This window comes from Pseudomonas sp. AA-38, assembly GCF_029457475.1.
Lineage (GTDB): Bacteria > Pseudomonadota > Gammaproteobacteria > Pseudomonadales > Pseudomonadaceae > Aquipseudomonas.
This window is the reverse complement of the sequence record NZ_CP120359.1, coordinates 4,047,088-4,068,121: the sequence shown is the minus strand read 5'-3', so window position 1 is coordinate 4,068,121 and position 21,034 is coordinate 4,047,088. Positions and strand designations below refer to the sequence as shown.

Genomic DNA, 21,034 nt, shown 5'->3' with positions numbered 1-21,034 from the left:
CTGTGTAGGCTGCCGTCTGGGTATACTGCCCGGCACTCGCACCTGGAGTGTCTATGCCCATCGATCCCTTATCCCTCGCCATTGGCGCTACCGTCACCCTGATTCCGCTGCTGGCCGGCCTCTGGGCGTTGCAGCGGCGCGTTGTCCAGGCTCAGGGCGAACAGGCGCTGCTGCAGGAGCGTCTGGAACATGCGCAACTGAGCCAGGCGGGCCTGCATGCCCAGCTCGACGCCTGCCGCACGGAGCTGGCCGAGATCAGCGAGATCAAGGTCGAGCAGCAGACCGAGCTGGCCGGTCTGCGCCGTGAGAACGAGCTGCTGCAGCAGGAGCGGCAGATCGCCCGCGAAGCGGCGCAGAGCTGGAACCTGCAGCGCGAGCGCAGCGAGAGCGAAGTGCGGCGGCTGACCGCCGAATGTGCGGCGCTATCGGCGGAGCTGCAGGAGAACCGCGACAATCAGCAGCAACGCCTGGACGACCTGCAAGGCGCCCGCGACGAACTGCGCGCGCAGTTCGCAGAGCTGGCGACGAAGATCTTCGACGAGCGCGAGCAGCGTTTTGCCGAGAGCAGCCAGCAGCGCCTCGGGCAACTGCTCGACCCGCTCAAGGAGCGCATCCAGGCCTTCGAGAAGCGTGTCGACGAGAGCTATCAGCAAGAGGCACGCGAGCGTTTTTCCCTGGGCAAGGAGCTGGAGCGCCTGCAACAGCTCAACCAGCGCCTGGGTGACGAAGCGACCAACCTGACCCGTGCCCTGAAAGGGCAGAAGACCCAGGGCAACTGGGGCGAGTTGGTGCTCGAGCGGGTGCTGGAGCATGCCGGCCTGGAGAAGGGGCGTGAGTATCGCACCCAGGTCAGCCTCAAGAGCGCCAGTGGCGAGCGCTACCAGCCGGATGTGCTGGTCAATCTGCCAGGCGAGCGCCAGGTGATAGTCGATGCCAAGGTCAGCCTCAACGCCTATCAGCAATTCATCGCTGCCGAAGACGAGGCCAGCCGCCAGCAGGCGCTCAAGCAGCACCTGCTGTCCTTGCGCAGCCACCTCAAGGGTTTGTCCGGCAAGGATTATCAGCGTCTGGAGGGCTTGCACAGTCTGGATTTCGTCCTGCTCTTCGTGCCCATCGAGGCGGCGTTCGCCGCTGCCTTGCAGGCCGAGCCGAACCTCTTCCAGGAGGCCTTCGAGCAGCAGGTGGTGATCGTCAGCCCGACCACTCTGCTGGCCACCTTGCGGGTGATCGACAGCCTCTGGCGCCAGGAGCGCCAGGGGCAGAACGCGCGCGAGATCGCCGAGCGTGCCGGCCAGCTCTACGACAAGTTCGTCGCCTTCATCGCCGATCTGGACGAGATGGGCAGCCGCCTGCAGCAACTGGACAAGGCCTACGCCGCCGCGCGCAACAAGCTGATCGATGGCCGCGGCAATCTGGTCGGGCGGGTGGAGAACCTGCGCCTGCTCGGCGCGCGGGCGAGTAAGAACCTGCCGGCTGACCTGCTCGAACGTTCGGCCGACCTGCCGGCATTGGATGAGCGGTAAGTGAGCATTTCGGGATATCAGAAAAGGCAGTCTTGATACCGGACTGGCAAGTTTGTGTGAGTGCTTGTTCGGGTGCTTGTTCCGGCTTGCCGCGTTTTTGCTGATGTTTCTGGTTTCGCCCTCCCGGGCGAGTCACTTTTGTAGGGCAAAAGTAACCAAAACCCTCCGCCCGATCATCCGGCCCTGGCTGCGCCAGGGTTCGCTCACTCCATCGCCGCTCCAGAGGCCCGCCACGGTGGGCCATCCCTGGCCCATCGTGGCTTTCGCGACATCCATGTCGCTCAACCTCTTCCACGACGATTCCGTTCGCCCTCCTGGGCGGGCTCTGCACGCGCCTGAACCTGCGGTAACTCTTTGGGACTCTGCGTGCTTGAACATGAGGTCAGCCGTAGGGCTGACCGAGATGCCGGCTGCAGGCCGGCAAACTGAAACTAGGCGAATGAAAGTTTTGGTTTAACTCGAGGACCCAATCGCGATTTCATAACCACAGAACACGCCGAGCAACCTATGGAGTGCCCGTTCGTTCAGGCGCGCGAGTGGCCCCTTCAGGAGGGTGAGTGGAATCGTTGTGTAGAGGGTTGAGCGGCATGGATGCCGCGAGAGCCGCGACTGGCCAGGGATGGCCCTTCGCGGCGGGCCCTCGGAGCAGCGATGGAGCGAACGAACCCCGGCGCAGCCGGGGCCGGATGGCGGGGCCAAGCCTTTTTGCCTTCTTTTGTGGCGTTTGACAAAAGAAGGTCGCCGGGGGCGAAACGGGAGATATCAACTAAACGCCGATAAGCAGCTTGAACACCGAAAATGACCGGATACATCACACAAACTTACCAGTCCGGTATCAACCAATCCTATGCAGAGAACCCACTTTCAACGCAGCAATGTCACGGCTGTTGTCCAACGCCCTGCTAACGGCGCCGTTGCTGTTCGATACGCTCCACATACTCCCGCAACCAGCCGGCCAGCTCACCTGGCTCGGCCAGAAGTTGCCAATGCCCGGCCCTTACCTTGCGCCGGGTCAGCGATGGCGCCCAGCGCTGCAGATCATCGAATAGCTGTGGCCGCACGAAGCGATCGTGCAGCGCCACGATCAACTGCACCGGCACGGGGGTGGTGCGAATGCGCGGGCGGAACAGGCGACGGATGAAGTTGGCGCGATAGAGCTGTACACCGTGGATGCCATCGGCGCGCTGGCTGGTGTGTCTTTGCGGCTGGGCGATGCCCTCCAGGCGTTGCAGCAGCCAGGGCCAGGCGCGATCCAGGCCGAGACGCCAGGTCAGTTCGGGCAGCAGCGGCAGGTGAAAGAAAGCGATATACCAGGAGCTGAGCAATTGCCCTGCGGCCTGTAGCCAGGGGCGCAGGCGACGCTGCGCCAGACGTTCGCGCAGCCAGTGACCGACGTGATCCAGGCAGGGCCCGGAGAGGCTGGTATAGGAGGCCAGCAGCGGCTGCATGCGTGGCTCGGTCACCGCTTCCCAGGCCTGGATCGAGCCCCAGTCGTGGGCCACCAGATGCACCGGGCGGTTCGGGCTGGTGGCCAGGATCACCGCCTCCAGATCACGCGCCAGGTGTTTCAGGCGATAGGCCTGGCGCTGGCGTGGTTTATCCGAAGCGCCAAAGCCGCGCACGTCATAGGTGATGATCTGATAGTCGGCGGCCAGCGCAGCGATCAACGGCAGCCAGACGCCATGGTGATCGGGGTAGCCGTGTACCAGCAGCAGGGGAGTGGCATCTGCCCGGCCCCAGCGCTGCACGGCCAGGTTCAGGCCATCGCCACGGACGGTCAGCCGTTGCAGCGCAGGTGGTTCGAGTGGCAGGGCGGCGTTCATGACAGGCCCTCGGTGTGGCAGGTGTGAGGCAAGCAGGTCGGCATCGGGGCTCCAGGTGCAGGTTTCTTACATCGTTCGATGTCATTGTTGTGCGCCTGGCAGGCCTTGCCTAGCGCCCCTGGTTGCTGGCCTGCTGTGTTACCTCCGGGCGAAAGCCCTCTGGCATGCGGGTTTCCCGGCCTGATGGAGGCTTACCGCTGACACCTGAAGGCGGTAAGTCCAGCCCTTGGTTCGGGTGGCCCATGCGGTTGTTGCACCTCATTGAGCGGGGCTATGATCGGCCGATGAAAATTTCCTCCCCATTGGTGCAACGTCTGCTCGGCATGAGTCACCCGGTTGCCGAGGCGACGCAGGCTGAATTCAGCGTCGAGCAACTGGCTGCCGCCGCGCAGACCACCGTGCGCAACGTGCGTGCCTATCAGGATCGCGGCTTGCTGCCGCCGCCGCAGCGGCGTGGCCGGGTCGGCATCTACAATGCCGAGCATCTTTCGCGCTTGCGCCTGATCGGTCAGTTGCTCGAGCGCGGCTACACCATCGCCAGCATTCGTGAGCTGCTGGAAACCTGGGAGCAGGGGCGTGACCTGGCCCATGTCCTGGGTCTGGACGAAGCCATTCGCGGCCCAGGGCAGCCGGAGGTCGCCTCGCGTCTGGAGTTCAGCGAGCTGCAGGAGCTGTTCGGCGAAGCGCTGGACGATTCATTGATCGAACGCGCCCAGGCCCTCGGCCTGCTGGAGTTCGCTGGCGATCATCTGCGCGTGCCCAGTCCACGGTTGCTGGCTGCCGGGGTGGCGCTTTACCGCGCGGGCATTCCCTTGCCGATACTGCTCGATGAGCTGGCGACCATACGTGGCCATATCGAACGGGTGTCGACCGGCATCGTGCGGATGATCGTCGAGCAATTGGTCAATCCCCGTCTGCAAGCGCCGCTGCCGCATGCTCGCGAACTGGAACACCTCAGCGCCCAGTTGCTGCAGTTGCGCCCCCTGGTGGAGCAGGTGATCGAGGCCGAACTGAGCCGTGGTCTGCCGCTCGCTGCCAATCGGGAACTGAGTGAACGGGTCAATCAGTTGCTGCAGGGCTTCCTGCAGCGCTCTTCATGAGTACAGCAGCGTGGCGGCGCCGGTAAGCAGCCCGAGCAACATGATCGGCAGACAGCGCAGCGCCAGATGACGACCGCCAATCAGCAGGATCAACCCGGCCTTGACCAGGCTGTTGCTCAGCGCGGCAAGGAAGATACCGTGCACGGCCACCTGCTGATTCAGCCCCGCCTGGGCACTGCGTGCCAGTGACAGGGTAATGGCATCGACATCTGCCAGCCCTGACACCAGTGCCACCAGATACACCCCGGCATCCCCCAGCCAGTGCCTGGCCCCCTCGACCAACGCCAGGATTAACACCAACAGCGCAGCGAAACGCAGTGCTGGCGCCAGCTCGAAAGGGTTCTTCAGCGGTGGTTCGCCGCCTTCTTCCGGTGTGCGACCGGCCAGGCGATAGAAAGCGAGCGCGCCAGCGGCATATATCAGCATGGGCACGGCCAGTGGCCAGAACAACTGGGCGAGCAGAGCATGCTCGATCACCCCCACTTCCAGCAGCACGCGGGGAAACATCAGCGCCGAGGTGGCCAGCAGGCCGCAGACCAGCATGGCCCGCAAGCGCGTGTTCCCCTGCAGGCGGGCGAGGGTGAGGGTCATGGCGGTGGAAGAGACGATGCCGCCAAGCAGCGCGATGATCAGCAGGCCGTGACGGGTGCCCACCAGGCGAATGGCGACGTAGGCGGCAAAACCTATGGCGGCGATGACCACCACCATCCACCAGATCACGTAGGGATTGAACACGCCCCAGGGGCCATAACCTTGATTGGGTAGTGCGGGCAGCAGCACCAGGGAGATGAACAGCAGCTTCAGGGCGCCCAGCACCTCGCTCTCGCTCAGGTGCTGCAGCGCACTGTGCAAGGTGCGCTTGAGGCTGAGCAGCAAGGCCACCGCCACCGCACCCGCGGCTGCCAAGGGCGCCTGACCCGCCACCGCCAGGCTGCCGAGGGCGAAGGTGATCAGCAGTGCCACCTCGCTGGTCATGCCCAATTCCTGATGCTGGGTCAGGTCGCCGATGTAGGAGGTCAGTACCAGCGCGCTGAAGCCCAGGAACACCACGGCCCAGGCCAATACGCCGAAGTGCTCGCCGAGTAGCAGGGCGAAGCCCCCGAGCAGGCCGCTCAGGCCGAAGGTGCGGATGCCTGCGGCCAGGCGTGCATCGTCCTGGTCACGCTCCTGCCAGCCGCGCTCGGCGCCGATCAGCAGACCGGCCGCCAGGGCGCTGGCGAAGTTGAGCAGCAGTTGCAGCGCATCGGACATGGCGCATCCTTGAGCATGGGGGCTTCTGACAGTCTAGCGCCCCTTGCCTGGCGCACCTTGCGCCAGGTCAGTCCGACTCAACCGCGTAGCGGCAGATGCCGACTGAGCAGGGCACGCAAGGCGGCCGGTTTGACCGGCTTGGGTAGATAGTCGAGGCCGGCGGCGTGTACCTCGGCCACCAGTTCGGGGCGGCCGTCGGCGCTGATCACCACGCCGGGCACTGGCTCGCCCAGACGGGTACGCAGCCAGGCCATGAGTTCGGTGCCGGTCTCGCCTTCGTCCAGGTGGTAGTCGATCAAGGCCAGTTGTGGGCGCACTGCCTCACTGAGCAGGTGTTCGCATTCCACGCGGTTGCGCGCGATCCACACCTGGCAGCCCCAGCGTGACAGCAGGCTGTGCATGCCGGTGAGGATGCTGTCCTCGTTGTCGATGCATAGCACCTGGGTGCCTTGCAGCGGTTGTGCGTCACTGGCCGGCGCGCCAGTGCCTTGCACTTTCGGTGCAGGCTTGCGGGCCAGCGGCACGCTGACGCTGAACACGCTGCCCTTGCCCGGCCAGGAGCGTACTTGCAGGCCGTGACCGAGTACCCGGCACAGGCCATCGGCAATCGCCAGCCCCAGCCCCAGGCCTTTTTCGGCACGGGTCTGGTGGCTGTCCAGGCGCTTGAACTCCTCGAAAATCACCCTGCGCTTGTCTTCGGGGATGCCCATGCCGCGATCCCAGACCTCCAGGCGCAACTGATTGCCTTCGCGGCGCACGCCCAGCACCACCCGGCCCTTGGCGTAACGGAAGGCGTTGGTGAGGAAGTTCTGCAGCACCCGGCGCAGCAGCTTGATATCGCTGTCGATCCACTGCTGGCTGCCGTGCACGCGCAAGTCGATGCCCTGTTCGGCAGCCAGCACGCCGAACTCGGCGGCGAGGGTATCGAACAGGTTGGCCAGGGCGAAGGGGTGGCGATCCGGGGTGATGCGGCCGTTCTCCAGACGCGAGATGTCCAGCAGGTCGGTGATCAAATCTTCGGCCGAGCGCAGCGAGCTGTCGAGGTGGCGCACCAGTTCCTGGGCTTCGTCGGGCAGGGCTCCTTCCTGATGCGACAGGGCGGCGGAGAACAGCCGGGCGGCATTCAGCGGTTGCATCAGGTCATGGCTGACGGCGGCGAGAAAGCGCGTCTTGGACTGGTTGGCGGCTTCGGCATGGGCCTTGGCCTCGGTCAGTGCCTGGTTCAGTTGCGACAGCTCCTGAGTGCGTTCGGCAACGCGGCGTTCCAGGCTCTCGTTGGCTTCCTTGAGGGCGCGCTCGGCTTGGCGAAATTCGGTGATGTCGGTGAAGCTCATGACGAAGCCGCCGCCCGGCATGGGGTTGCCGATCAGCTCGATCACCCGGCCGTTGGGGAATACCCGCTCGTAGCTGTGTGCGGTGCCCTGGCGCATCCAGTACAGGCGCTTGGCCACACTCTCCTCGACATCGCCGCTGCCGAGCATGCCGCGCTCGGCGTTGAAGCGGATGATCTCGGCAATCGGCCGGCCCACGTAGATCAACCCGTCGGGATACTCGAACAGCTCCAGGTAGCGATGGTTCCAGGCCACCAGGCGCAGGTTCTGATCGACCACGCTGATGCCCTGGGTGATGTTCTCGATGGCGCCTTGCAATAGCGCACGGTTGAACTGCAGCACCTCGGACGCTTCGTCGACGATGCGTACCACGTCCTCGACCTGCATCTCGCGGCCTTCGATGGCCGCCTTGACCACCGCGCGGGTGCTCGAGGCGCCGAGCACGCCAGCGAGCAGGCGCTCGGTGTGGGCAATCCAGTCGCTGTTGGCCGGCTGGTTGGGGTCGAAGGTCTTGGCGTTGCCCTGGCGCTGGGCGAAGCGCATGAAGCTCTGGCGGGCGCGTTCCTCGCCGACGAAGCGCGCCGAGAGCATCAGCAGGTCTTCCACCTGCACCGCCAGCAGGCTGCGACCGCTGGGTTTGATGCCCAGGTCATGGCCGATGAAACGCCCGGCCTGCCAGTGCTCCGATACCCGGGTGCGGGAGAACCAGGAGACCCAGGCGAACAGCAGCATGTTGCCGGCCAGCGACAGCACCACGCCACGGGTCAGCGGGTCGACGTGCAGGCCGATGGGGGCATGCAGCAAGGTGGTCAAGCCGGGGAAGCCGGACAGCGACCAGCCCATGCCGCGCGCGGCCAGCGGCAGCACCAGGGTGTAGAACCACAGCGCGGAGCCGACGATCAGCCCGGCGAACACGCCACGGCGGTTGGCCTGCTTCCACACCAGCGCGCCGAACATGGCCGGTGCCAGTTGCCCGATGGCGGCGAAGGACACCTGGCCGATGGTGGCCAGGCTGGTGCCTTCGCCGAGCAGGCGATAGCAGACGTAAGCCAGCAACAGGATCAGCACGATGCTGACGCGCCGCGCCGTGAGCATCCAGTGGCGGAAGGCCTCGAAGGGGCGCTCGGTGTTCTTGCGGCGCAGCAGCCAGGGCAACAGCATGTCGTTGGAGATCATGGTCGACAAGGCGACGGACGCGACGATCACCATGCCGGTGGCCGCCGAAGCACCACCGATGAAGGCCAGTACTGCCAGGCCTGGGTGGGCTTCGGCCAGTGGCAGGCTGATGACGAAGGAGTCCGGGGCGATGCCGGCGGGTAGCAGCATCTGCCCGGCCAGAGCGATGGGCACCACGAACAGCGCAGCCAGTACCAGATAAGCCGGGAACACCCAACGCGCCAGGCGCAGATCCTTGGGCTCGATGTTTTCCACCACGGTGACATGGAACTGCCGTGGCAGGCAGACGATGGCGATCATGGCCATGCCGGTCTGCACCAGCATGGCTGGCCAGTTCACCGCCTTGGCCCAGAAGGCGTCCAGCTCCGGCGTGTGGCGGGCCTGGGCGAACAGGTCGTTGAAACCGTTGTACAGGCCGAAGGTGACGAAAGCGCCGACGGCGAGGAAGGCCAGCAGCTTGATCAGCGACTCGAAGGCGATGGCCAGCACCATGCCGCGGTGGTGTTCGGTGACGTCCAGGTTGCGCGTGCCGAACAGGATGGTGAACAGAGCCAGTGCCAGCGACACGATCAGCGCGGTGTCCTGGGCACTGGTGCCGGTGCTCTGCGCCTCGACGCCGATCAGCAGGTTGACGCCCAGGACGATGCCCTTGAGCTGCAGGGCGATGTAGGGCAGCACGCCGACCAAGCAGATCAGTGCCACCACCACTGCCAGCGACTGCGATTTGCCGTAGCGCGCGGCGATGAAGTCGGCGATGGAGGTGATGTTCTCCTGTTTGCTGATCATCACCATCTTCTGCAGTACCCAGGGCAGGCTCAGCATGAGGATGATCGGGCCGATGTAGATGGGCAGGAACGACCAGAGTTGCTCGGCCGCCTGACCCACTGCGCCGAAGAAGGTCCAGCTCGTGCAGTACACCGCCAGCGACAGCGAGTAGACCCAGGCACGAATCTTCGGCGGCATGGGCGTGCTGCGCCGGTCGCCATAGAAAGCGATGGCGAACAGTACGGTCATGTAGAGCAGGGCGACGGCGGCGATCAGCCCGGTAGACAGCGACATGCGGACACTCCGGAACGCAGGGGTAACGAAAGGAGCCCGCGTCTCGATATGGCGGGTCATGGGGCAGTGTTGCATCAAAGCGCGCGCGCGTCAGTTGCGACCAAGGTCGCACGGGCCGATTGCCGCAGGGACAATTGTGTAGCACGCTCGTGCCTGATAGCGTGATCGGCTCACGACTGCGTCAGAGGGCATCATGTTCAAACCGCAATTGGTCACCTTGCAACGGGGTGCGCTGCGCCTGGAGCCGTTGGCCGATAACGACATCCCGGCATTGGTGGCGCTGGCCGAGGCCAACCGTGAGGAGCTGCTGTACATGAATGGCACCCTGCGCCTGGACTGGTACCGCAGTGCGCTGGCCGACCAGCGTGAACAACGGGCGCTGCCGTTCGTCATCCGCTTGGGCGATCGTCTAGTGGGTACCACGCGCTTCGCCGATTTCCTCAATGCACTGCCGGCTTGCGAGATCGGCTGGACCTGGCTCGATCGTGAGCAGCATGGCAGTGGCCTGAATACCACCATCAAGTACCTGATGCTCAAGCATGCTTTCGACAACTGGGGCATGGTGCGTGTGCAGCTCAAGACCGCCGCCAGCAACCTGCGCTCGCAGCGCGCCATCGAAAAGCTCGGTGCCGTGCGCGAAGGCTTGCTGCGCAACCATCGGCGCCTGGCCGACGGCCGCCTCGACGATACGGTGCTGTACAGCATCACCGACCAGGAATGGCCGCAGGTGCGTCAGGCATTGGAAGCGAGCTTCGGCGCCTGAATCATGCAACCGGATGCAACGAGGGAGCACGTACGTTTCAGCACCAGCGCGGATGCGCAGGGGGTCGAGCTGTTGTCCGCGCGTTTCATCGAGCACCGTTTCGCCCCTCACGTGCACGATGGGCATGTGATTGCGGTGCTCGAGGCGGGCGCCGAGCGTTATCGCTATCGTGGTATCGAGCACCTGGCGGGGGCCGGTTGCATCGCTTTGCTCAACCCGGATGAGGTGCACACAGGCTCCAAGGGGGCCGAGCAGGGATGGCAGTATCGGGTGTTCTATCCGCAGCCTGGCACCTTCGACACCCTGCTCGAGGAGTTGGAGCTGCGGCCGAGCACGCCGATGTTTCAGGACAGCGTGCACCATGATCCGCTGCTGGCTACACGGCTGAGCGTTCTGCACCGCCTGCTGGAGACTCCGCGCAGTGATGCCTTGCAACGGCAGACCCTGTGGCGTGAGGTGATGCTCGAACTGTTGCAGCGCTATGCGCGCCTGCCGGTGCCGCGCGCAGCCGGGCGCGAGCCACGGGTAGTGGCCATGGCCAAGGAGCTTCTGGCCAGTCGGTTGTACGAGCCGCCGTCACTGGAGATGCTGGCGGAGAGCGTCAATCTCTCGCCTTTTCATTTCGCCCGGGTCTTTCGTCGCGCCACCGGCTTGCCACCCCATGCCTGGCTCAAGCAGCGACGCCTGGAGCAGGCTAGGGCCCTGTTGCGACAGGGCAGTGCACCGCTGTCGGTAGCGATGCAACTGGGCTTTGCCGACCAGAGTCACCTGTCGCGCCAGTTCAAGCAGGCCTACGGTATTGCCCCCGGCGAATATCGACGGGCTTGCCAGACCTGAAGCGCAAGATCGTTCAAGACCTCCCGTCGAGCAGCGGCTACGCTCGCAGCACCAAGGAGGTTCCATGTCTCGTCATCACGAATTCACCCAGGGCGCCCGCGACATGCTGCCGATGCTGCTCGGTGCCATGCCCTTCGGCATCATCTTCGGCAGCCTGGCGGGGGCCGCCGGGCTCGCCCCATGGCAGACGTTCGGCATGTCGGCGCTGGTGTTCGCCGGCTCGGCGCAGTTCATCGCCATCAGCCTGCTGGCCGGTGGCGCCGGCATCGCCGTGGTGCTGCTGACCACCCTGGTGGTCAACCTGCGGCATGCCCTGTACAGCGCCAGCCTGCAACCCCACGTGCGTCATCTGCCCAAGCGTTGGCGCATGCCGTTGGCCTTTTGGCTCACCGACGAGGCCTACGCCGTGGTGCAGCAACGTTACCTGCTTGGCGACGCCGGCGCGTATCGGCACTGGTATTTCCTAGGCGCAGCACTGGCCATGTACCTCAACTGGCAGGTCTGTACGCTGATCGGCGTGCTGTTCGGCCAGGCAATCCCCAACATCGGCGAGTGGGGGCTGGATTTCGCCATGCTGGCGACCTTCATCGGTATCGTCGTACCGATGCTGCGCAATCGCCCACAGGTCGCGGCGGCGCTGGTCGCCGCTGGCGTGGCCCTGGCCTGTCACGAACTGCCGTACAAGCTGGGGCTGATGGCCGCAGCGGCCAGTGGCATAGTCGTCGGCGTGTGGCTGGAGCGACGCCAGCCGCAGCAGGAGGTGGGCTGATGGATATCTGGTTGCTGATCCTGGGCATGTTGGCGATCACCTTCGCCACCCGCTACAGCCTGTTCGCCTTCCCCGACCTACGCTTCCCGCCGCTGGTACGCCAGGGCCTGCATTACGTGCCCACGGCAGTGCTGACGGCCATCGTGGTGCCGGGCATGCTGCTGCCAGACGGCCAGCACTGGGCGTTGGTCTGGAACAATGCCTACCTCCTGGCGGGCCTGGCCGCCATCGTCATCGCTGCCTGGAGTCGGCACCTGCTGGCAACCATCGGTGGGGGGCTGCTGGTGTTCTTCCTGTTGCGTTGGGCCTTTGGTCAACTGCCGATCTAGCAGGCCGTTGAAAAACGTAGGCGAGGCAGCCAGTGCAATACCGATGGCGGCCCCGCAAAAACAGCCGAAAAAGCGCAGTTTACGTGTTGTAAATGAGCATTTTGACTGGGCTCGCACGCGAGGCTGTTTTTAACGCAGCAATGGCAACGTAGGTAGTTTTTCAACAGCCTGCTAGGTTTGGTGGTGCGCACGGCGCACCCTACGCCAGCGCATTGAGCTTCAGTTCGCGCTGGCTAAAGCACATGTAGCGCTCGTTGGCGTTGAGTAGCAGCGTCTGCCCGTCGACCTCCAGCTCTTCCCCGAAGCAGCCTTCGGTCTGGCTGTGATAGAAGCTTTCTTCGGGGCTCGTGCTCAGGCACTCGTAGCGTTGTTGGCGTACCTGAATCTGCAGGCTGGGCAGGTCGATGTAAACGACCTGCATGTCCTGGCTCTGCCCGGCTTGCAGGTCGCAGCACTGCAGGATGGGGGTGTGGGTGAAGGGCGATGCCGAGAGCATGATGTGTTGGCAGCCCTGCAGATCGGGGCGTGCCACGCCGTCCACCAGCCAGTTGCCTTGTTCGTCGCGGCGCAGGCACAGGCGGCGCTGGCCATGATTTTCTACCTTGAGCCAGAGACGGCGAAATTGCCATTGCGGGTCGCAATCGATCAGATAGCTGGCGGCGACGCTTTCGCCCCTGATCACCTGCATCAGGTGACTGGCGGCATGAATGCCTTTGTCGTCATGGGTGAGGCGCAGGGATTCCACGCCAGGGGTGTGCCAAGGTTTCCATACCAGCGTTTGCTGCATCGGACGACTCCATGCCGAGCGCGAAACAGAAGGGAAGGGGCAAGCTGCGCGCCGAACACGTTCCCTCGTGTTCCATCAGTTGTTTGCGCGCAGCATAAATTGATGGCGATGTGATGTCTGTCAGCCTTTTGCTACAGGTGCGCAATTTCTTGCGCTTTTTTCAGCCCTTGCGGGTCAGCGGCGGGCGCTCGAACTCCACCCCTGGCAGACCATGACTCATCAGCGCACGGATATTGCCGTGGTCGTGGCCTTGCGGCGTGGCCAGCACGCTACGGTAGTGCTCGCCAAAGGCACGCAGGGCTTCGTCCTGGCTGAGGCCCTCGAGCAGGGCCAGGCCCAGGGTCTTGCAGGAGCCCTCGTTCTGCCCGGCAGCGTTTTCCACGTCACCGTTGCGAAAGGCGCTGGGCTGGTAGTCGTAGTGTTCGGCAATGAAGGCCAGGGTTTCGCTGAAGACGAAGTCGTCTTGCTGCAGGCGCTTGCGCAGCTCGGCGAGGGCGGTCATGCGGGTTTTCCTTTGTCGAATGCGGCTTTCTGTTCGGCCGTGGCTTCTTTCTGGTACTTGGCCTTCCAGTCGGCATAGGGCATGCCATAGACGGTTTCACGGGCCTGGTCGACGCTGACGTCCACTCCCATGTCGTCGGCGGCGGCTTTGTACCATTTGGACAGGCAGTTGCGGCAGAAACCGGCCAGGTTCATCAGGTCGATGTTCTGCACGTCCGGGCGCGTGCGCAGGTGCAGCACCAGGGCGCGAAAAGCAGCAGCTTCCAGTTCGAGGCGTTCTTGCTCGGTCATGGCGGATTCTCCAGGGCAGGGCGGTGGCGGCGATGATAAAAGCCCCCACCTGGGCCGGCAAGCCGAGCGCGACGCGGCTTTAGCGATGACCGGCCAGGGTGATCGACACCGACTCGGCGAAGCGCAGGGCATGCGGTTTGTCCACTTCCACTTCGGCGTAACGCACCGCCTCGTGGCGCATGATCAGGTCGAGGATCTCCTGGGTCAGGCGTTCGAGCAGGGCGAAACGGTTGCCTTCCACATGGGCGATGATCGCCTTGGTGATGGTGCGGTAGTTCAGCGCATGCTCGATGTCGTTGACCTGCACGGCATCGACGGCTGGGTAGAGAATGGTCAGGTTGATCAACACATCCTGCTTGTTGTTGATCTCTTCTTCCTTGATACCGATATAGGTGCGCAGGCGTAGATCCTTGACGCGGATGCGCGCCATTCCGGGTTCCAGTCGTGGCATCAGTTGTTCCGTCCGATCAGTTGCAGGAATTCGTGGCGCGTGTTGCACGACTCGCGGAAAGCACCCAGCATCACCGAGCTGCTCATCACCGAATTCTGCTTCTCCACGCCACGCATCATCATGCACATGTGCTTGGCCTCGATCACCACGGCGACGCCAGCGGCGTTGGTCACGTTCTGAATGGCGTCGGCGATCTGCTTGGTGAGGTTTTCCTGAATCTGCAGGCGGCGCGCGTACATGTCGACGATACGCGCCACCTTGGACAGACCCAGTACCTTGCCGGTAGGGATATAGGCCACATGCGCCTTGCCGATGAAGGGTAGCAGGTGGTGCTCGCACAGCGAGTACAGCTCGATGTCTTTGACGATCACCATTTCGTCGTTGTCGGAGGCGAACAGGGCGCCGTTGACGATTTCTTCCAGCGATTGCTGATAGCCGTGGCAGAGGTACTGCATGGCCTTGGCGGCCCGCTTGGGGGTGTCGAGCAGGCCTTCGCGCTCGGGGTTTTCACCGAGGCCAACAAGGATTTCACGGTAATGCTGGGAAAGAGGATGGCTCATGGCAGTGTCCTGGGGCGGTCGCCTCACTTGAGGTGACGGCCACCGTTTAGGCTGAGGATGGTTCCGCTCACATAGGGGTTGTCGAGCAGGTAGCGCAGGCTCTGGTAGAAGGCCTGTGGGCCGGGTTCGATGCCCAGCGCCGATTTGGCCAGGGCCTTGCTGCGGTAGGCCGCGTCATCGCCTTCGTTGAACATCAACAGCGCCGGGGCGATGGCGTTGACCTTGATGCGTGGCGCCAGGCGCGCGGCGAACGACAGGGTCAGGCTTTCCAGGCCGGCCTTGCTGGCGCAGTAGGCCGGGCGCTTGGCGCTGCCCTTGCGTACCACGTCATCGCTGACGTGGACGATGTCGGCCTGCTCCGATCGCAGCAGCAATTCGCTGCAGTGCAGGTTGATGAGGTAGGCCGCGAGCATGTGCAGGTTGAATAGCTGGCGGAAGGCCTCGGCTTCTTCACCGGGCGTTTCGGCCAGCCATTGTGAGGCGTTGTGAACGATGGCGCGCAAGCCGTCGCAATGCCCCTTGAGCTGCTCGATAAAGGCCAGGATGCCGGCCTCTTCGCTGAAATCGGCCTGCAGGGCAATGGCGCCGCGCTCACGCAGATGCGCGACGCTATCGCGTTCCTGGCGGTAACTGATGATCACGGCTTGGCCCTCGTCGAGCAGGCGCTCGGCGCAGTACAGGCCGACTCGTTGACTGGCACCGGTGATCAGTATGGGGAAGCTGGCTGCGCTCATTTGCGGCTCATGAATAAGACGATGAAGGCCTGGCTGTACTGCCTCGGGATACCTGACCAGTGGCAGGCAGTACGAACCAGACCGTGATTAAAGCTATACCAGAGCTGCATCTTGTACAACCATGCGAAGCGCATGGTTTTATTGTTGCAGGGGCAAGATTGGCCTATTTGCCTGACTTGAAAGGCTTTTTCTTGTGATCCTGTATTCTCTGTTTTTGTACTTTTGCTGTACGAATTTGGTGGTTTGTATAGGTTTTGCCGGCTGACATCGGTCAGCACGAGGCTGACCGATGGGCAAGGAGAGAGGGGGAGGTCAGAGCTTGCCGATGCTGGCCGGGCGCCTGTCCAGGCGGGCGGCATCGGTGCCGTGCAGCCAAGGCGCCAGCAGGTGGGTGGACAGCGGGATGAACAGGTAGGTCATCAATGGCGTCAGGGCCAGGGTCGAGAGCAGCACGCGGATGACCAGCGAGAAGTCGGCGAGCCAGGGACCGAAGAACAGGTTGAAGGCCAGCGAAACCGGAAAGAAGGCCAGCCAGATGGCGATGCTCTGCTTCCAGCGTGGCGGTTGGCGCAGGCCGTTGCCGAACCAGGCATCGAGGCCGATGGCGCGCTTTTCCTGGGGTTGGGCGTAGAGGCCTGCGCCCCTTTTCAGCCAGGCCCGGCGTGAGGCCGAATGCTCCCAGGCAGCCATGGTGCGTTCGTCGCTGAAGCGGAACACGATCTGGAATTCGTCGTCGCCTGGCGGCGGGGCCAGCACGCCGGAGCCGAGATAGCCGGGGAAGTCGGTGGCCAGATGTTCGCCTTCGTGCAGCCAGTTGATGAAGTCGTTGTAGCGACCATTGGCGACGCGGCGCGCCACCATGAGAGTAACGGGGGACATGGTGTATCTCCTCGACTGTTGCCCCTTGCCGGGGTATGGCATTGGGCGTGATCGAGCACGGGGTGTTGTGCTCGATGAAAATTCAGCAAGGATTATTCCGGTTTTTCCGAGCTTAGCCAGCCTCGCCATCTGACGGGTTTCGCAGCGGGCAGGCCTGGCCACCCCGACAGCGCGCTGCACCGTCGGGGTGCGGCAAGCGTGCCAGATGAGGGCGCAGGCGACAGAACAGGCGATAGCCCCATTCCAGCAAGGGGCGCAATGGGCGCCAGCGCAAGGGCGCGACCCAGGTTCCAAGGCCGGCGGCCTGCCAGCTCCACAGGCTGGCATCCAGCCCCAGCAGCCACTGGCCGTCGGCCCAGCGGGCGTGCAGGCGCTCGCGCATGGCTGTCAGGCTGAGGCCCAATACGGCGGGGTCGAAGTTTGCCGCGCTGATATCCACCAGCAGCAGGCGTGTTGGGCTTGCATGCTTGCGCAGCAAACGGATCTCCCGTGCGCAGAGCGGGCAGTCGCCGTCGTAATAGAGCGTCAGGGGCCAGGCTTCTGGGTTGTGCATGAGGGGGCTCTGTATAGTTGTTGTCCAATGTAAGGTGGCCGTTGCTGAGTTACAATGTCCGAACTTTCTCTTGCCGCGATCCCCACGCCATGACCGAACCCGCCGGTGCCATATCACTAGCGTCCAGTGCGCTGAAGCAGGAAGAGCTGTTCCCGATTCGCGAGGTGTCGCGCCTGACTGGGGTGAACCCGGTCACGCTGCGCGCCTGGGAGCGGCGTTATGGCCTGATCCAGCCGACCCGAACCGACAGCGGTCACCGCCTCTATTCACAGGCCGACATCGATGCCGTGCGCAGCATTCTGGCCTGGATCGAGCGTGGTGTATCGGTCAGCAAGGTCGGCAGCATCCTGGCCAAGAGTGCCAGCAATCGCAGCGTTGCCACGCCCGTTCACGACGAAGTCAGTAGCGATGACTGGAATCAGTGGCAGGCGCAGGTACGTCAGGCGCTGCAGGGGTTCGACGAGGCACGCCTGCAGCGTCTGTACGGGCAGATCTTCTCCTGTTACCCCTTGCCCGTAGTGTTTCAGGAAATCTTCATGCCGCTCTGGCAGGAGTTGCTGTTGCGCCAGGATGAGGTGGGGCAGCGCGCCGAATGGCTGCTGCTCGATGGCCTCTTGCGGGCACGTTGCTGGCAACGCCTGCAGATGGGGGCGCGCGAGGAGGCGAGCGGGCGAGTGTTGCTGGCAGCGCTGCCGGGGCATTGCCGTGAGCTGGAATTGCTGGTGGCGGCGTTGATGCTGAGCACGCTGGAAACCGAGGTGAGCGTCATTGGCCCTGGCATTGCGTTGCTCGACTTGCCACTGATCTGCGAGCGGATGCAGCCACAGGCGCTGGTGCTGTTCAGCAACCAGCCGCCCGCGGAGGATTTCCCGCGTCAGTTGGCGCGCCTGGCGCTGGGGCTGGATTGTCCGTTGATGCTAGCCGGCGATAGCTCCGATCTGGCCGAAGAAAGCCTGACAGGCTCACCCATCGCCTGCCTGGGCAGCGAGGGGCGCCTGATGCAGCGGCGCATGCGGCAGTTCCTCGCCGGGCATCTGGATACCTGAGCCGCTTAGCAGGCCATTGAAAAGCGAAAAACAGCCGAAAAAGCGCAGTTGGCGTGCTGTAAATGAGCATTTTTGAGGGGGCGCCTAGCCTGGGCTCGCACGCGAGGCTGTTTTTGACGCAGTATTGCCAGCGCACGACTGCATGGATGCAGGAGGTAGAGCGACGCAGGAAGCCAAAGCCGAGGTAGTGTTTCAACGGCCTGTTAGGCGCTGGCCTGGCTGGTCTGACTGGCTGCATGGTGGTCGAAGAGGAACTGGCGCAGGTGCTGTTCATCTTCGTCGTGCAGGGATTGCAGGCGATAGGCGTAGCAGGTGCCGGTAACGCGACGTACCAGGCGAGCCTGCAGATGGATGCAGGCTTCGTCCGGCAGTTGCAGGTTGGCGTGCAGGGTGTGCGCCGGTTTGCCCTTGTTGGCGCTACGCACCAGCATGCCATTGCTGGAGAGTTCGATGACTTCCAGACCGCCGGGACGGTTCTTGCCGTCCAGCAGGGCCAGAGGCTGTAACAGGGTCAGGCGCCAGGGCCGTTCGACTTCCCCGGGTTCGAGAATCAGAGGCGCCCCCACTTCCAGGCGTGGCGCCTGGCGCCCCTTGCGGATCAGGCGGATCGGGTAGCTGAGGTGCTTGTCCTGGCTGCGCGCGTCCAGGCTCAGGTACTCGTCGGTACCCAGTTGTTCGAGGAGTTCACCGAGTTGGGCGCCGATATCCGACGGTGCACGGCGTTCGCGCGATGTCTGCGTGGCTAGGTGCTGGATGAAGTCGATTTCAGCCTGAGTCAGGAGCGGGTCGTGGTTCATGACGGTCACTGCATGGTGATTCACCTACTGCAGACCGCGCTTCAGGCCATTAGTTTTGTACGTTCGTCAGCTTTTCACGCTCGCCAGCTCGGCGCGCAGTGCGGCCACCTCGGCTTCCAGCTCGCGCACGCGCTGCTGCGCCTCGACCTGCTCGGTGACATCCTTCTGAATGCCGATGTAGTAGGTCAGTTGATCGCCTTCGTTGAACACCGGGGTGATCGACAACTCGTTCCAGAAGGCACTGCCGTCCTTGCGATAGTTGCGAATGATCTGTCGGCATGGCTTGTGTGAGCGCACCGCCTCACGGATGGCCTGCAGACCCACCTGGGCCCGGTCGTCGCGCTGCAGGAAACGACAGTCCTGGTAGAGGATGTCGTCGCTGACATAGCCAGTCAGGCGCTCGAAGGCGGCATTGGCGTAGATGAGAATGTTGTCTTCCCCCTCTTGCTCGGCCACCACGATGCCATCATTGGAGGCGTCGACTACCAGTTGCAGCAGCTTGGCATTGATCATGGGGGTGATTCCTCGATGGATGTGCGCTGCATTCTAAGTCATCGAGTCGCGCTGTCCACTTGCGGCATAATGCGCGGCGTTTTTCCTGTATCTGGAGTTGTCATGAAAGTCGCCATCGTTTCGGGGTCGGTCTACGGCACCGCCGAAGAAGTCGCCCGCCACGCCGAACGGCTGCTCGAGGCGGCCGGGTTGCAGGCCTGGTACAAGAACCACATGAATCTCGATGAATTGCTGGCCTTCGCTCCTGATGCCGTGCTCACCGTGACTGCCACTACCGGCATGGGCGAGCTGCCGGACAACCTGCTGCCGCTTTACTGCGAACTTCGCGAGCGCCTGCCGGCCTGGAGCGGCAAGCCTGCCGCCGTGCTGGCGCTGGGCGATTCCAGCTACGACAGCTTCTGTGGCGCTGGCGAGTTGATCCGCGAACTCTATGCCGAGTTGGGCCTGCGTGAAGTGGTGGAAATGCTGCGTCTGGATGCCAGTGAAACGGTCACCCCGGAAAGCGATGCCGAACCCTGGCTGCAAGCCTTCGCGGCGGCGCTGAAGGCCTGAGATGCACCCGCGCGCTCGCCAGTTGATCGACAGCCTCGGGCTCGAGGCGCATCCAGAGGGCGGTTTCTACCGTCGCCTGTTCGTTTCGGCACAATGTGATGCGCAGGGGCGAGCAGCGTCGAGCGCCATCCTGTTCCTATTGCCTGCGGGTGTGGTCAGTCGCTGGCACCGGGTCGATGCCGATGAGCTGTGGCACTTCCATGAGGGCGATCCGCTGGAGCTGTTGATCGCCGAAGTGCCCGATGTGGTACGCATCGAGCGGGTCGGCCCGGTCGACAGCGGGCAGTTGCCGCAGCGCGCAGTGCCGGCACAGGCCTGGCAGGCAGCGCGTTGCACTGGCGCCTTCAGCCTGGTCGGTTGCACTGTGGCGCCGGAGTTCCAGTTCCAGGGCTTCCGCCTGCTCGCCAATGATCCGCCGCGCAGGCGCACTGGCCGCTGCTGCTGAGCGATTACGGCGATCTGCTCTGAGGTGGGAGCAGGTCGAGCCAGGCCTGCGCTGCCCGCGACAGGTAGGCGTCGCGGCGCCAGATGAACGCGATATCCCAGCGCAGATCCGAGTCCAGCAGTGTTCTCCTCACCACACCAGGTCGCTCGAGGCTGCGCGCCACCACGCGTGGCAGCAACACCACGCCCTGACCCGCGGCCACCAGTGCTGCGAGGAAGTCCGCCTGGCCGCTGCGTCCGCCCTCCTGCGGGGTGAAGCCCAGGCGCTGGCAGGCCAGTAACAGGCGATCATTGAGGGTGAAGCTCTGCTGGTAGAGCAGGAAGGGCGTCTCGGCCAACTGCTGCAGGTGCAGGCCCTGATGGCTTGCCAGCGCATGCTGGGCGGGCAGGAGGATATCCAGTGGTTCGTTGCAGAACGGCTGGTAGGCGAAGTCCGGATCGCTTGGCTTGAGGGCTGCGCCGATCTCCAGTTCGCCGTTGCGCACCATGCGCTCGACCATCTTGCTGCCACCCTCGGCGAGGCTGATGGTGATCTTCGGATAACGGCGTCGGTATTCGGCGAACAGGCCGGCGAACAGTGCATCGCTACCGAGCATGGGCAGGCCCAGGCGCAGTTCTCCACGAACCAGTTGCTCCAGGTCATCGAGTTCGCGTGACAGCTCCTGCTGCAGGCGCAGGAAGTCCTCGGCGCGACGGCGCACCACTTCGCCGGCATCGGTCAGGCGCAGGTGCGGGCCGTGTCGTTCCAGCAGGCGTACACCCAGGCGAGACTCCAGTTGGGCGACTTGCTTGCTCACGGCTGACTGGCTGGTGTGCAGCACGGCGGCGGCCTGGGTGAAACCACCCTGGCGTACCACCTCGGCGAAGCTGCGCAGTTGTTTGAATTCCATTATGGAATGGCCTCGATTCTAACAATTCGCTTTGGTGATGATAGGCCCGGGAATAAGCTGTTAGCCATATCCTTT

General features: G+C 63.8%; 23 protein-coding genes. 9 read left to right on the top strand and 14 right to left on the bottom strand.

Annotated features, from left to right (window positions below):
- Positions 1–167 precede the first annotated feature (167 nt).
- Positions 168–1,523, top strand: a complete 1,356-nt coding sequence (gene rmuC / locus PVE35_RS18775; protein WP_277374908.1) for a DNA recombination protein RmuC — start codon at positions 168–170, stop codon at positions 1,521–1,523.
- Between the two features lie 902 nt (positions 1,524–2,425).
- Here the strand turns inward: rmuC and PVE35_RS18770 are convergent.
- Positions 2,426–3,346, bottom strand: a complete 921-nt coding sequence (locus PVE35_RS18770; protein ID WP_277372658.1) for an alpha/beta fold hydrolase — start codon at positions 3,344–3,346, stop codon at positions 2,426–2,428.
- Positions 3,347–3,630: 284 nt separating this feature from the next.
- Between PVE35_RS18770 and PVE35_RS18765 the strand changes: the two genes are divergently transcribed.
- Entirely contained in the window at positions 3,631–4,446 is an 816-nt protein-coding gene (locus PVE35_RS18765) for a MerR family transcriptional regulator (protein ID WP_268178632.1), read from the top strand.
- Here the strand turns inward: PVE35_RS18765 and PVE35_RS18760 are convergent.
- Positions 4,441–5,697: an MgtC/SapB family protein gene (locus tag PVE35_RS18760; RefSeq protein WP_268178631.1), complete on the bottom strand. Its 1,257-nt coding sequence runs from the start codon at positions 5,695–5,697 to the stop codon at positions 4,441–4,443. The genes PVE35_RS18765 and PVE35_RS18760 overlap by 6 nt on opposite strands.
- A 77-nt stretch (positions 5,698–5,774) precedes the next feature.
- A complete protein-coding gene (locus PVE35_RS18755; protein ID WP_268178630.1) occupies positions 5,775–9,263 on the bottom strand; it encodes a PAS domain-containing hybrid sensor histidine kinase/response regulator in 3,489 nt (1,162 codons plus the stop codon).
- A 193-nt stretch (positions 9,264–9,456) separates the two neighbouring features.
- Between PVE35_RS18755 and PVE35_RS18750 the strand changes: the two genes are divergently transcribed.
- From PVE35_RS18750 to PVE35_RS18735, 4 genes are all read left to right on the top strand, one after another.
- Positions 9,457–10,026, top strand: coding sequence for a GNAT family protein (locus tag PVE35_RS18750; RefSeq protein ID WP_268178629.1), 570 nt, complete (start codon positions 9,457–9,459; stop codon positions 10,024–10,026).
- Between the two features lie 3 nt (positions 10,027–10,029).
- Positions 10,030–10,863 (top strand): AraC family transcriptional regulator, encoded by an 834-nt coding sequence (locus PVE35_RS18745; RefSeq protein ID WP_268178628.1) that lies wholly within the window; start codon positions 10,030–10,032, stop codon positions 10,861–10,863.
- Between the two features lie 64 nt (positions 10,864–10,927).
- Entirely contained in the window at positions 10,928–11,632 is a 705-nt protein-coding gene (locus PVE35_RS18740) for an AzlC family ABC transporter permease (RefSeq protein ID WP_268178627.1), read from the top strand.
- A complete protein-coding gene (locus PVE35_RS18735; protein WP_268178626.1) occupies positions 11,632–11,961 on the top strand; it encodes an AzlD domain-containing protein in 330 nt (109 codons plus the stop codon). The genes PVE35_RS18740 and PVE35_RS18735 overlap by 1 nt, the downstream gene beginning before the upstream one ends.
- A 199-nt stretch (positions 11,962–12,160) precedes the next feature.
- Here PVE35_RS18735 and PVE35_RS18730 read toward each other — a convergent pair whose 3' ends face one another.
- The 8 genes from PVE35_RS18730 to PVE35_RS18695 all read right to left on the bottom strand — a co-directional run bounded on the left by PVE35_RS18730 (position 12,161) and on the right by PVE35_RS18695 (position 16,717).
- A complete protein-coding gene (locus PVE35_RS18730; RefSeq protein ID WP_268178625.1) occupies positions 12,161–12,748 on the bottom strand; it encodes a putative glycolipid-binding domain-containing protein in 588 nt (195 codons plus the stop codon).
- Between the two features lie 160 nt (positions 12,749–12,908).
- Positions 12,909–13,250 carry a HopJ type III effector protein gene (locus PVE35_RS18725; RefSeq protein WP_277372657.1) on the bottom strand — a complete coding sequence of 114 codons (342 nt, stop codon included), beginning with the start codon at positions 13,248–13,250 and terminating at the stop codon, positions 12,909–12,911.
- A complete protein-coding gene (locus PVE35_RS18720; RefSeq protein ID WP_277372656.1) occupies positions 13,247–13,540 on the bottom strand; it encodes a DUF1244 domain-containing protein in 294 nt (97 codons plus the stop codon). Before PVE35_RS18720 ends, PVE35_RS18725 begins: the two co-directional genes overlap by 4 nt.
- Positions 13,541–13,619: 79 nt before the next feature.
- On the bottom strand, positions 13,620–13,991 hold the full coding sequence (folX, locus tag PVE35_RS18715; RefSeq protein WP_268178622.1) for a dihydroneopterin triphosphate 2'-epimerase: 372 nt from the start codon (positions 13,989–13,991) through the stop codon (positions 13,620–13,622).
- Positions 13,991–14,551 carry a GTP cyclohydrolase I FolE gene (gene folE, locus PVE35_RS18710; protein WP_268178620.1) on the bottom strand — a complete coding sequence of 187 codons (561 nt, stop codon included), beginning with the start codon at positions 14,549–14,551 and terminating at the stop codon, positions 13,991–13,993. Before folE ends, folX begins: the two co-directional genes overlap by 1 nt.
- 23 nt (positions 14,552–14,574) lie before the next feature.
- Positions 14,575–15,285, bottom strand: coding sequence for a dihydromonapterin reductase (folM, locus tag PVE35_RS18705; protein WP_277372655.1), 711 nt, complete (start codon positions 15,283–15,285; stop codon positions 14,575–14,577).
- 312 nt (positions 15,286–15,597) lie between these two features.
- A complete protein-coding gene (locus tag PVE35_RS18700; protein ID WP_277372654.1) occupies positions 15,598–16,164 on the bottom strand; it encodes an antibiotic biosynthesis monooxygenase in 567 nt (188 codons plus the stop codon).
- A gap of 112 nt (positions 16,165–16,276) precedes the next feature.
- On the bottom strand, positions 16,277–16,717 hold the full coding sequence (locus PVE35_RS18695) for a DUF393 domain-containing protein (protein ID WP_277372653.1): 441 nt from the start codon (positions 16,715–16,717) through the stop codon (positions 16,277–16,279).
- 89 nt (positions 16,718–16,806) lie between these two features.
- Here PVE35_RS18695 and PVE35_RS18690 point away from each other — a divergent pair, with 89 nt between their 5' ends.
- Positions 16,807–17,763, top strand: a complete 957-nt coding sequence (locus tag PVE35_RS18690; RefSeq protein WP_277372652.1) for a MerR family transcriptional regulator — start codon at positions 16,807–16,809, stop codon at positions 17,761–17,763.
- Positions 17,764–17,966: 203 nt separating this feature from the next.
- Here PVE35_RS18690 and PVE35_RS18685 read toward each other — a convergent pair whose 3' ends face one another.
- Together PVE35_RS18685 and PVE35_RS18680 are read right to left on the bottom strand one after the other, a co-directional pair.
- Positions 17,967–18,560 (bottom strand): PilZ domain-containing protein, encoded by a 594-nt coding sequence (locus PVE35_RS18685; protein WP_268178615.1) that lies wholly within the window; start codon positions 18,558–18,560, stop codon positions 17,967–17,969.
- A gap of 66 nt (positions 18,561–18,626) precedes the next feature.
- Positions 18,627–19,073, bottom strand: coding sequence for a PAS domain-containing protein (locus tag PVE35_RS18680; protein ID WP_268178614.1), 447 nt, complete (start codon positions 19,071–19,073; stop codon positions 18,627–18,629).
- A 102-nt stretch (positions 19,074–19,175) separates the two neighbouring features.
- On the opposite strand from PVE35_RS18680, the gene PVE35_RS18675 reads away from it, so the two are divergent.
- Positions 19,176–19,625 carry a flavodoxin gene (locus PVE35_RS18675; RefSeq protein ID WP_268178613.1) on the top strand — a complete coding sequence of 150 codons (450 nt, stop codon included), beginning with the start codon at positions 19,176–19,178 and terminating at the stop codon, positions 19,623–19,625.
- Between the two features lies 1 nt (position 19,626).
- The gene (locus tag PVE35_RS18670; RefSeq protein ID WP_277372651.1) at positions 19,627–20,070 is read left to right on the top strand and encodes a cupin domain-containing protein; all 444 of its coding nucleotides are present in this window, start codon (positions 19,627–19,629) and stop codon (positions 20,068–20,070) included.
- A gap of 4 nt (positions 20,071–20,074) precedes the next feature.
- On the opposite strand, the gene PVE35_RS18665 is transcribed toward PVE35_RS18670, so the two are convergent.
- Positions 20,075–20,959, bottom strand: a complete 885-nt coding sequence (locus tag PVE35_RS18665) for a LysR family transcriptional regulator (RefSeq protein ID WP_268178611.1) — start codon at positions 20,957–20,959, stop codon at positions 20,075–20,077.
- Between the last annotated feature and the right edge of the window lie 75 nt (positions 20,960–21,034).

What these genes read in the sequence shown, in the direction of transcription:
- PVE35_RS18770 (WP_277372658.1), bottom strand. Translation starts at nt 3,346, where the DNA reads ATGAACGCCGCCCTGCCACTCGAACCACCTGCGCTGCAACGGCTGACC.
- PVE35_RS18765 (WP_268178632.1), top strand. Translation starts at nt 3,631, where the DNA reads ATGAAAATTTCCTCCCCATTGGTGCAACGTCTGCTCGGCATGAGTCAC.
- PVE35_RS18760 (WP_268178631.1), bottom strand. Translation starts at nt 5,697, where the DNA reads ATGTCCGATGCGCTGCAACTGCTGCTCAACTTCGCCAGCGCCCTGGCG.
- PVE35_RS18755 (WP_268178630.1), bottom strand. Translation starts at nt 9,263, where the DNA reads ATGTCGCTGTCTACCGGGCTGATCGCCGCCGTCGCCCTGCTCTACATG.
- PVE35_RS18750 (WP_268178629.1), top strand. Translation starts at nt 9,457, where the DNA reads ATGTTCAAACCGCAATTGGTCACCTTGCAACGGGGTGCGCTGCGCCTG.
- PVE35_RS18745 (WP_268178628.1), top strand. Translation starts at nt 10,030, where the DNA reads ATGCAACCGGATGCAACGAGGGAGCACGTACGTTTCAGCACCAGCGCG.
- PVE35_RS18740 (WP_268178627.1), top strand. Translation starts at nt 10,928, where the DNA reads ATGTCTCGTCATCACGAATTCACCCAGGGCGCCCGCGACATGCTGCCG.
- PVE35_RS18735 (WP_268178626.1), top strand. Translation starts at nt 11,632, where the DNA reads ATGGATATCTGGTTGCTGATCCTGGGCATGTTGGCGATCACCTTCGCC.
- PVE35_RS18730 (WP_268178625.1), bottom strand. Translation starts at nt 12,748, where the DNA reads ATGCAGCAAACGCTGGTATGGAAACCTTGGCACACCCCTGGCGTGGAA.
- PVE35_RS18725 (WP_277372657.1), bottom strand. Translation starts at nt 13,250, where the DNA reads ATGACCGCCCTCGCCGAGCTGCGCAAGCGCCTGCAGCAAGACGACTTC.
- PVE35_RS18720 (WP_277372656.1), bottom strand. Translation starts at nt 13,540, where the DNA reads ATGACCGAGCAAGAACGCCTCGAACTGGAAGCTGCTGCTTTTCGCGCC.
- folX (WP_268178622.1), bottom strand. Translation starts at nt 13,991, where the DNA reads ATGCCACGACTGGAACCCGGAATGGCGCGCATCCGCGTCAAGGATCTA.
- folE (WP_268178620.1), bottom strand. Translation starts at nt 14,551, where the DNA reads ATGAGCCATCCTCTTTCCCAGCATTACCGTGAAATCCTTGTTGGCCTC.
- folM (WP_277372655.1), bottom strand. Translation starts at nt 15,285, where the DNA reads ATGAGCGCAGCCAGCTTCCCCATACTGATCACCGGTGCCAGTCAACGA.
- PVE35_RS18700 (WP_277372654.1), bottom strand. Translation starts at nt 16,164, where the DNA reads ATGTCCCCCGTTACTCTCATGGTGGCGCGCCGCGTCGCCAATGGTCGC.
- PVE35_RS18695 (WP_277372653.1), bottom strand. Translation starts at nt 16,717, where the DNA reads ATGCACAACCCAGAAGCCTGGCCCCTGACGCTCTATTACGACGGCGAC.
- PVE35_RS18690 (WP_277372652.1), top strand. Translation starts at nt 16,807, where the DNA reads ATGACCGAACCCGCCGGTGCCATATCACTAGCGTCCAGTGCGCTGAAG.
- PVE35_RS18685 (WP_268178615.1), bottom strand. Translation starts at nt 18,560, where the DNA reads ATGAACCACGACCCGCTCCTGACTCAGGCTGAAATCGACTTCATCCAG.
- PVE35_RS18680 (WP_268178614.1), bottom strand. Translation starts at nt 19,073, where the DNA reads ATGATCAATGCCAAGCTGCTGCAACTGGTAGTCGACGCCTCCAATGAT.
- PVE35_RS18675 (WP_268178613.1), top strand. Translation starts at nt 19,176, where the DNA reads ATGAAAGTCGCCATCGTTTCGGGGTCGGTCTACGGCACCGCCGAAGAA.
- PVE35_RS18670 (WP_277372651.1), top strand. Translation starts at nt 19,627, where the DNA reads ATGCACCCGCGCGCTCGCCAGTTGATCGACAGCCTCGGGCTCGAGGCG.
- PVE35_RS18665 (WP_268178611.1), bottom strand. Translation starts at nt 20,959, where the DNA reads ATGGAATTCAAACAACTGCGCAGCTTCGCCGAGGTGGTACGCCAGGGT.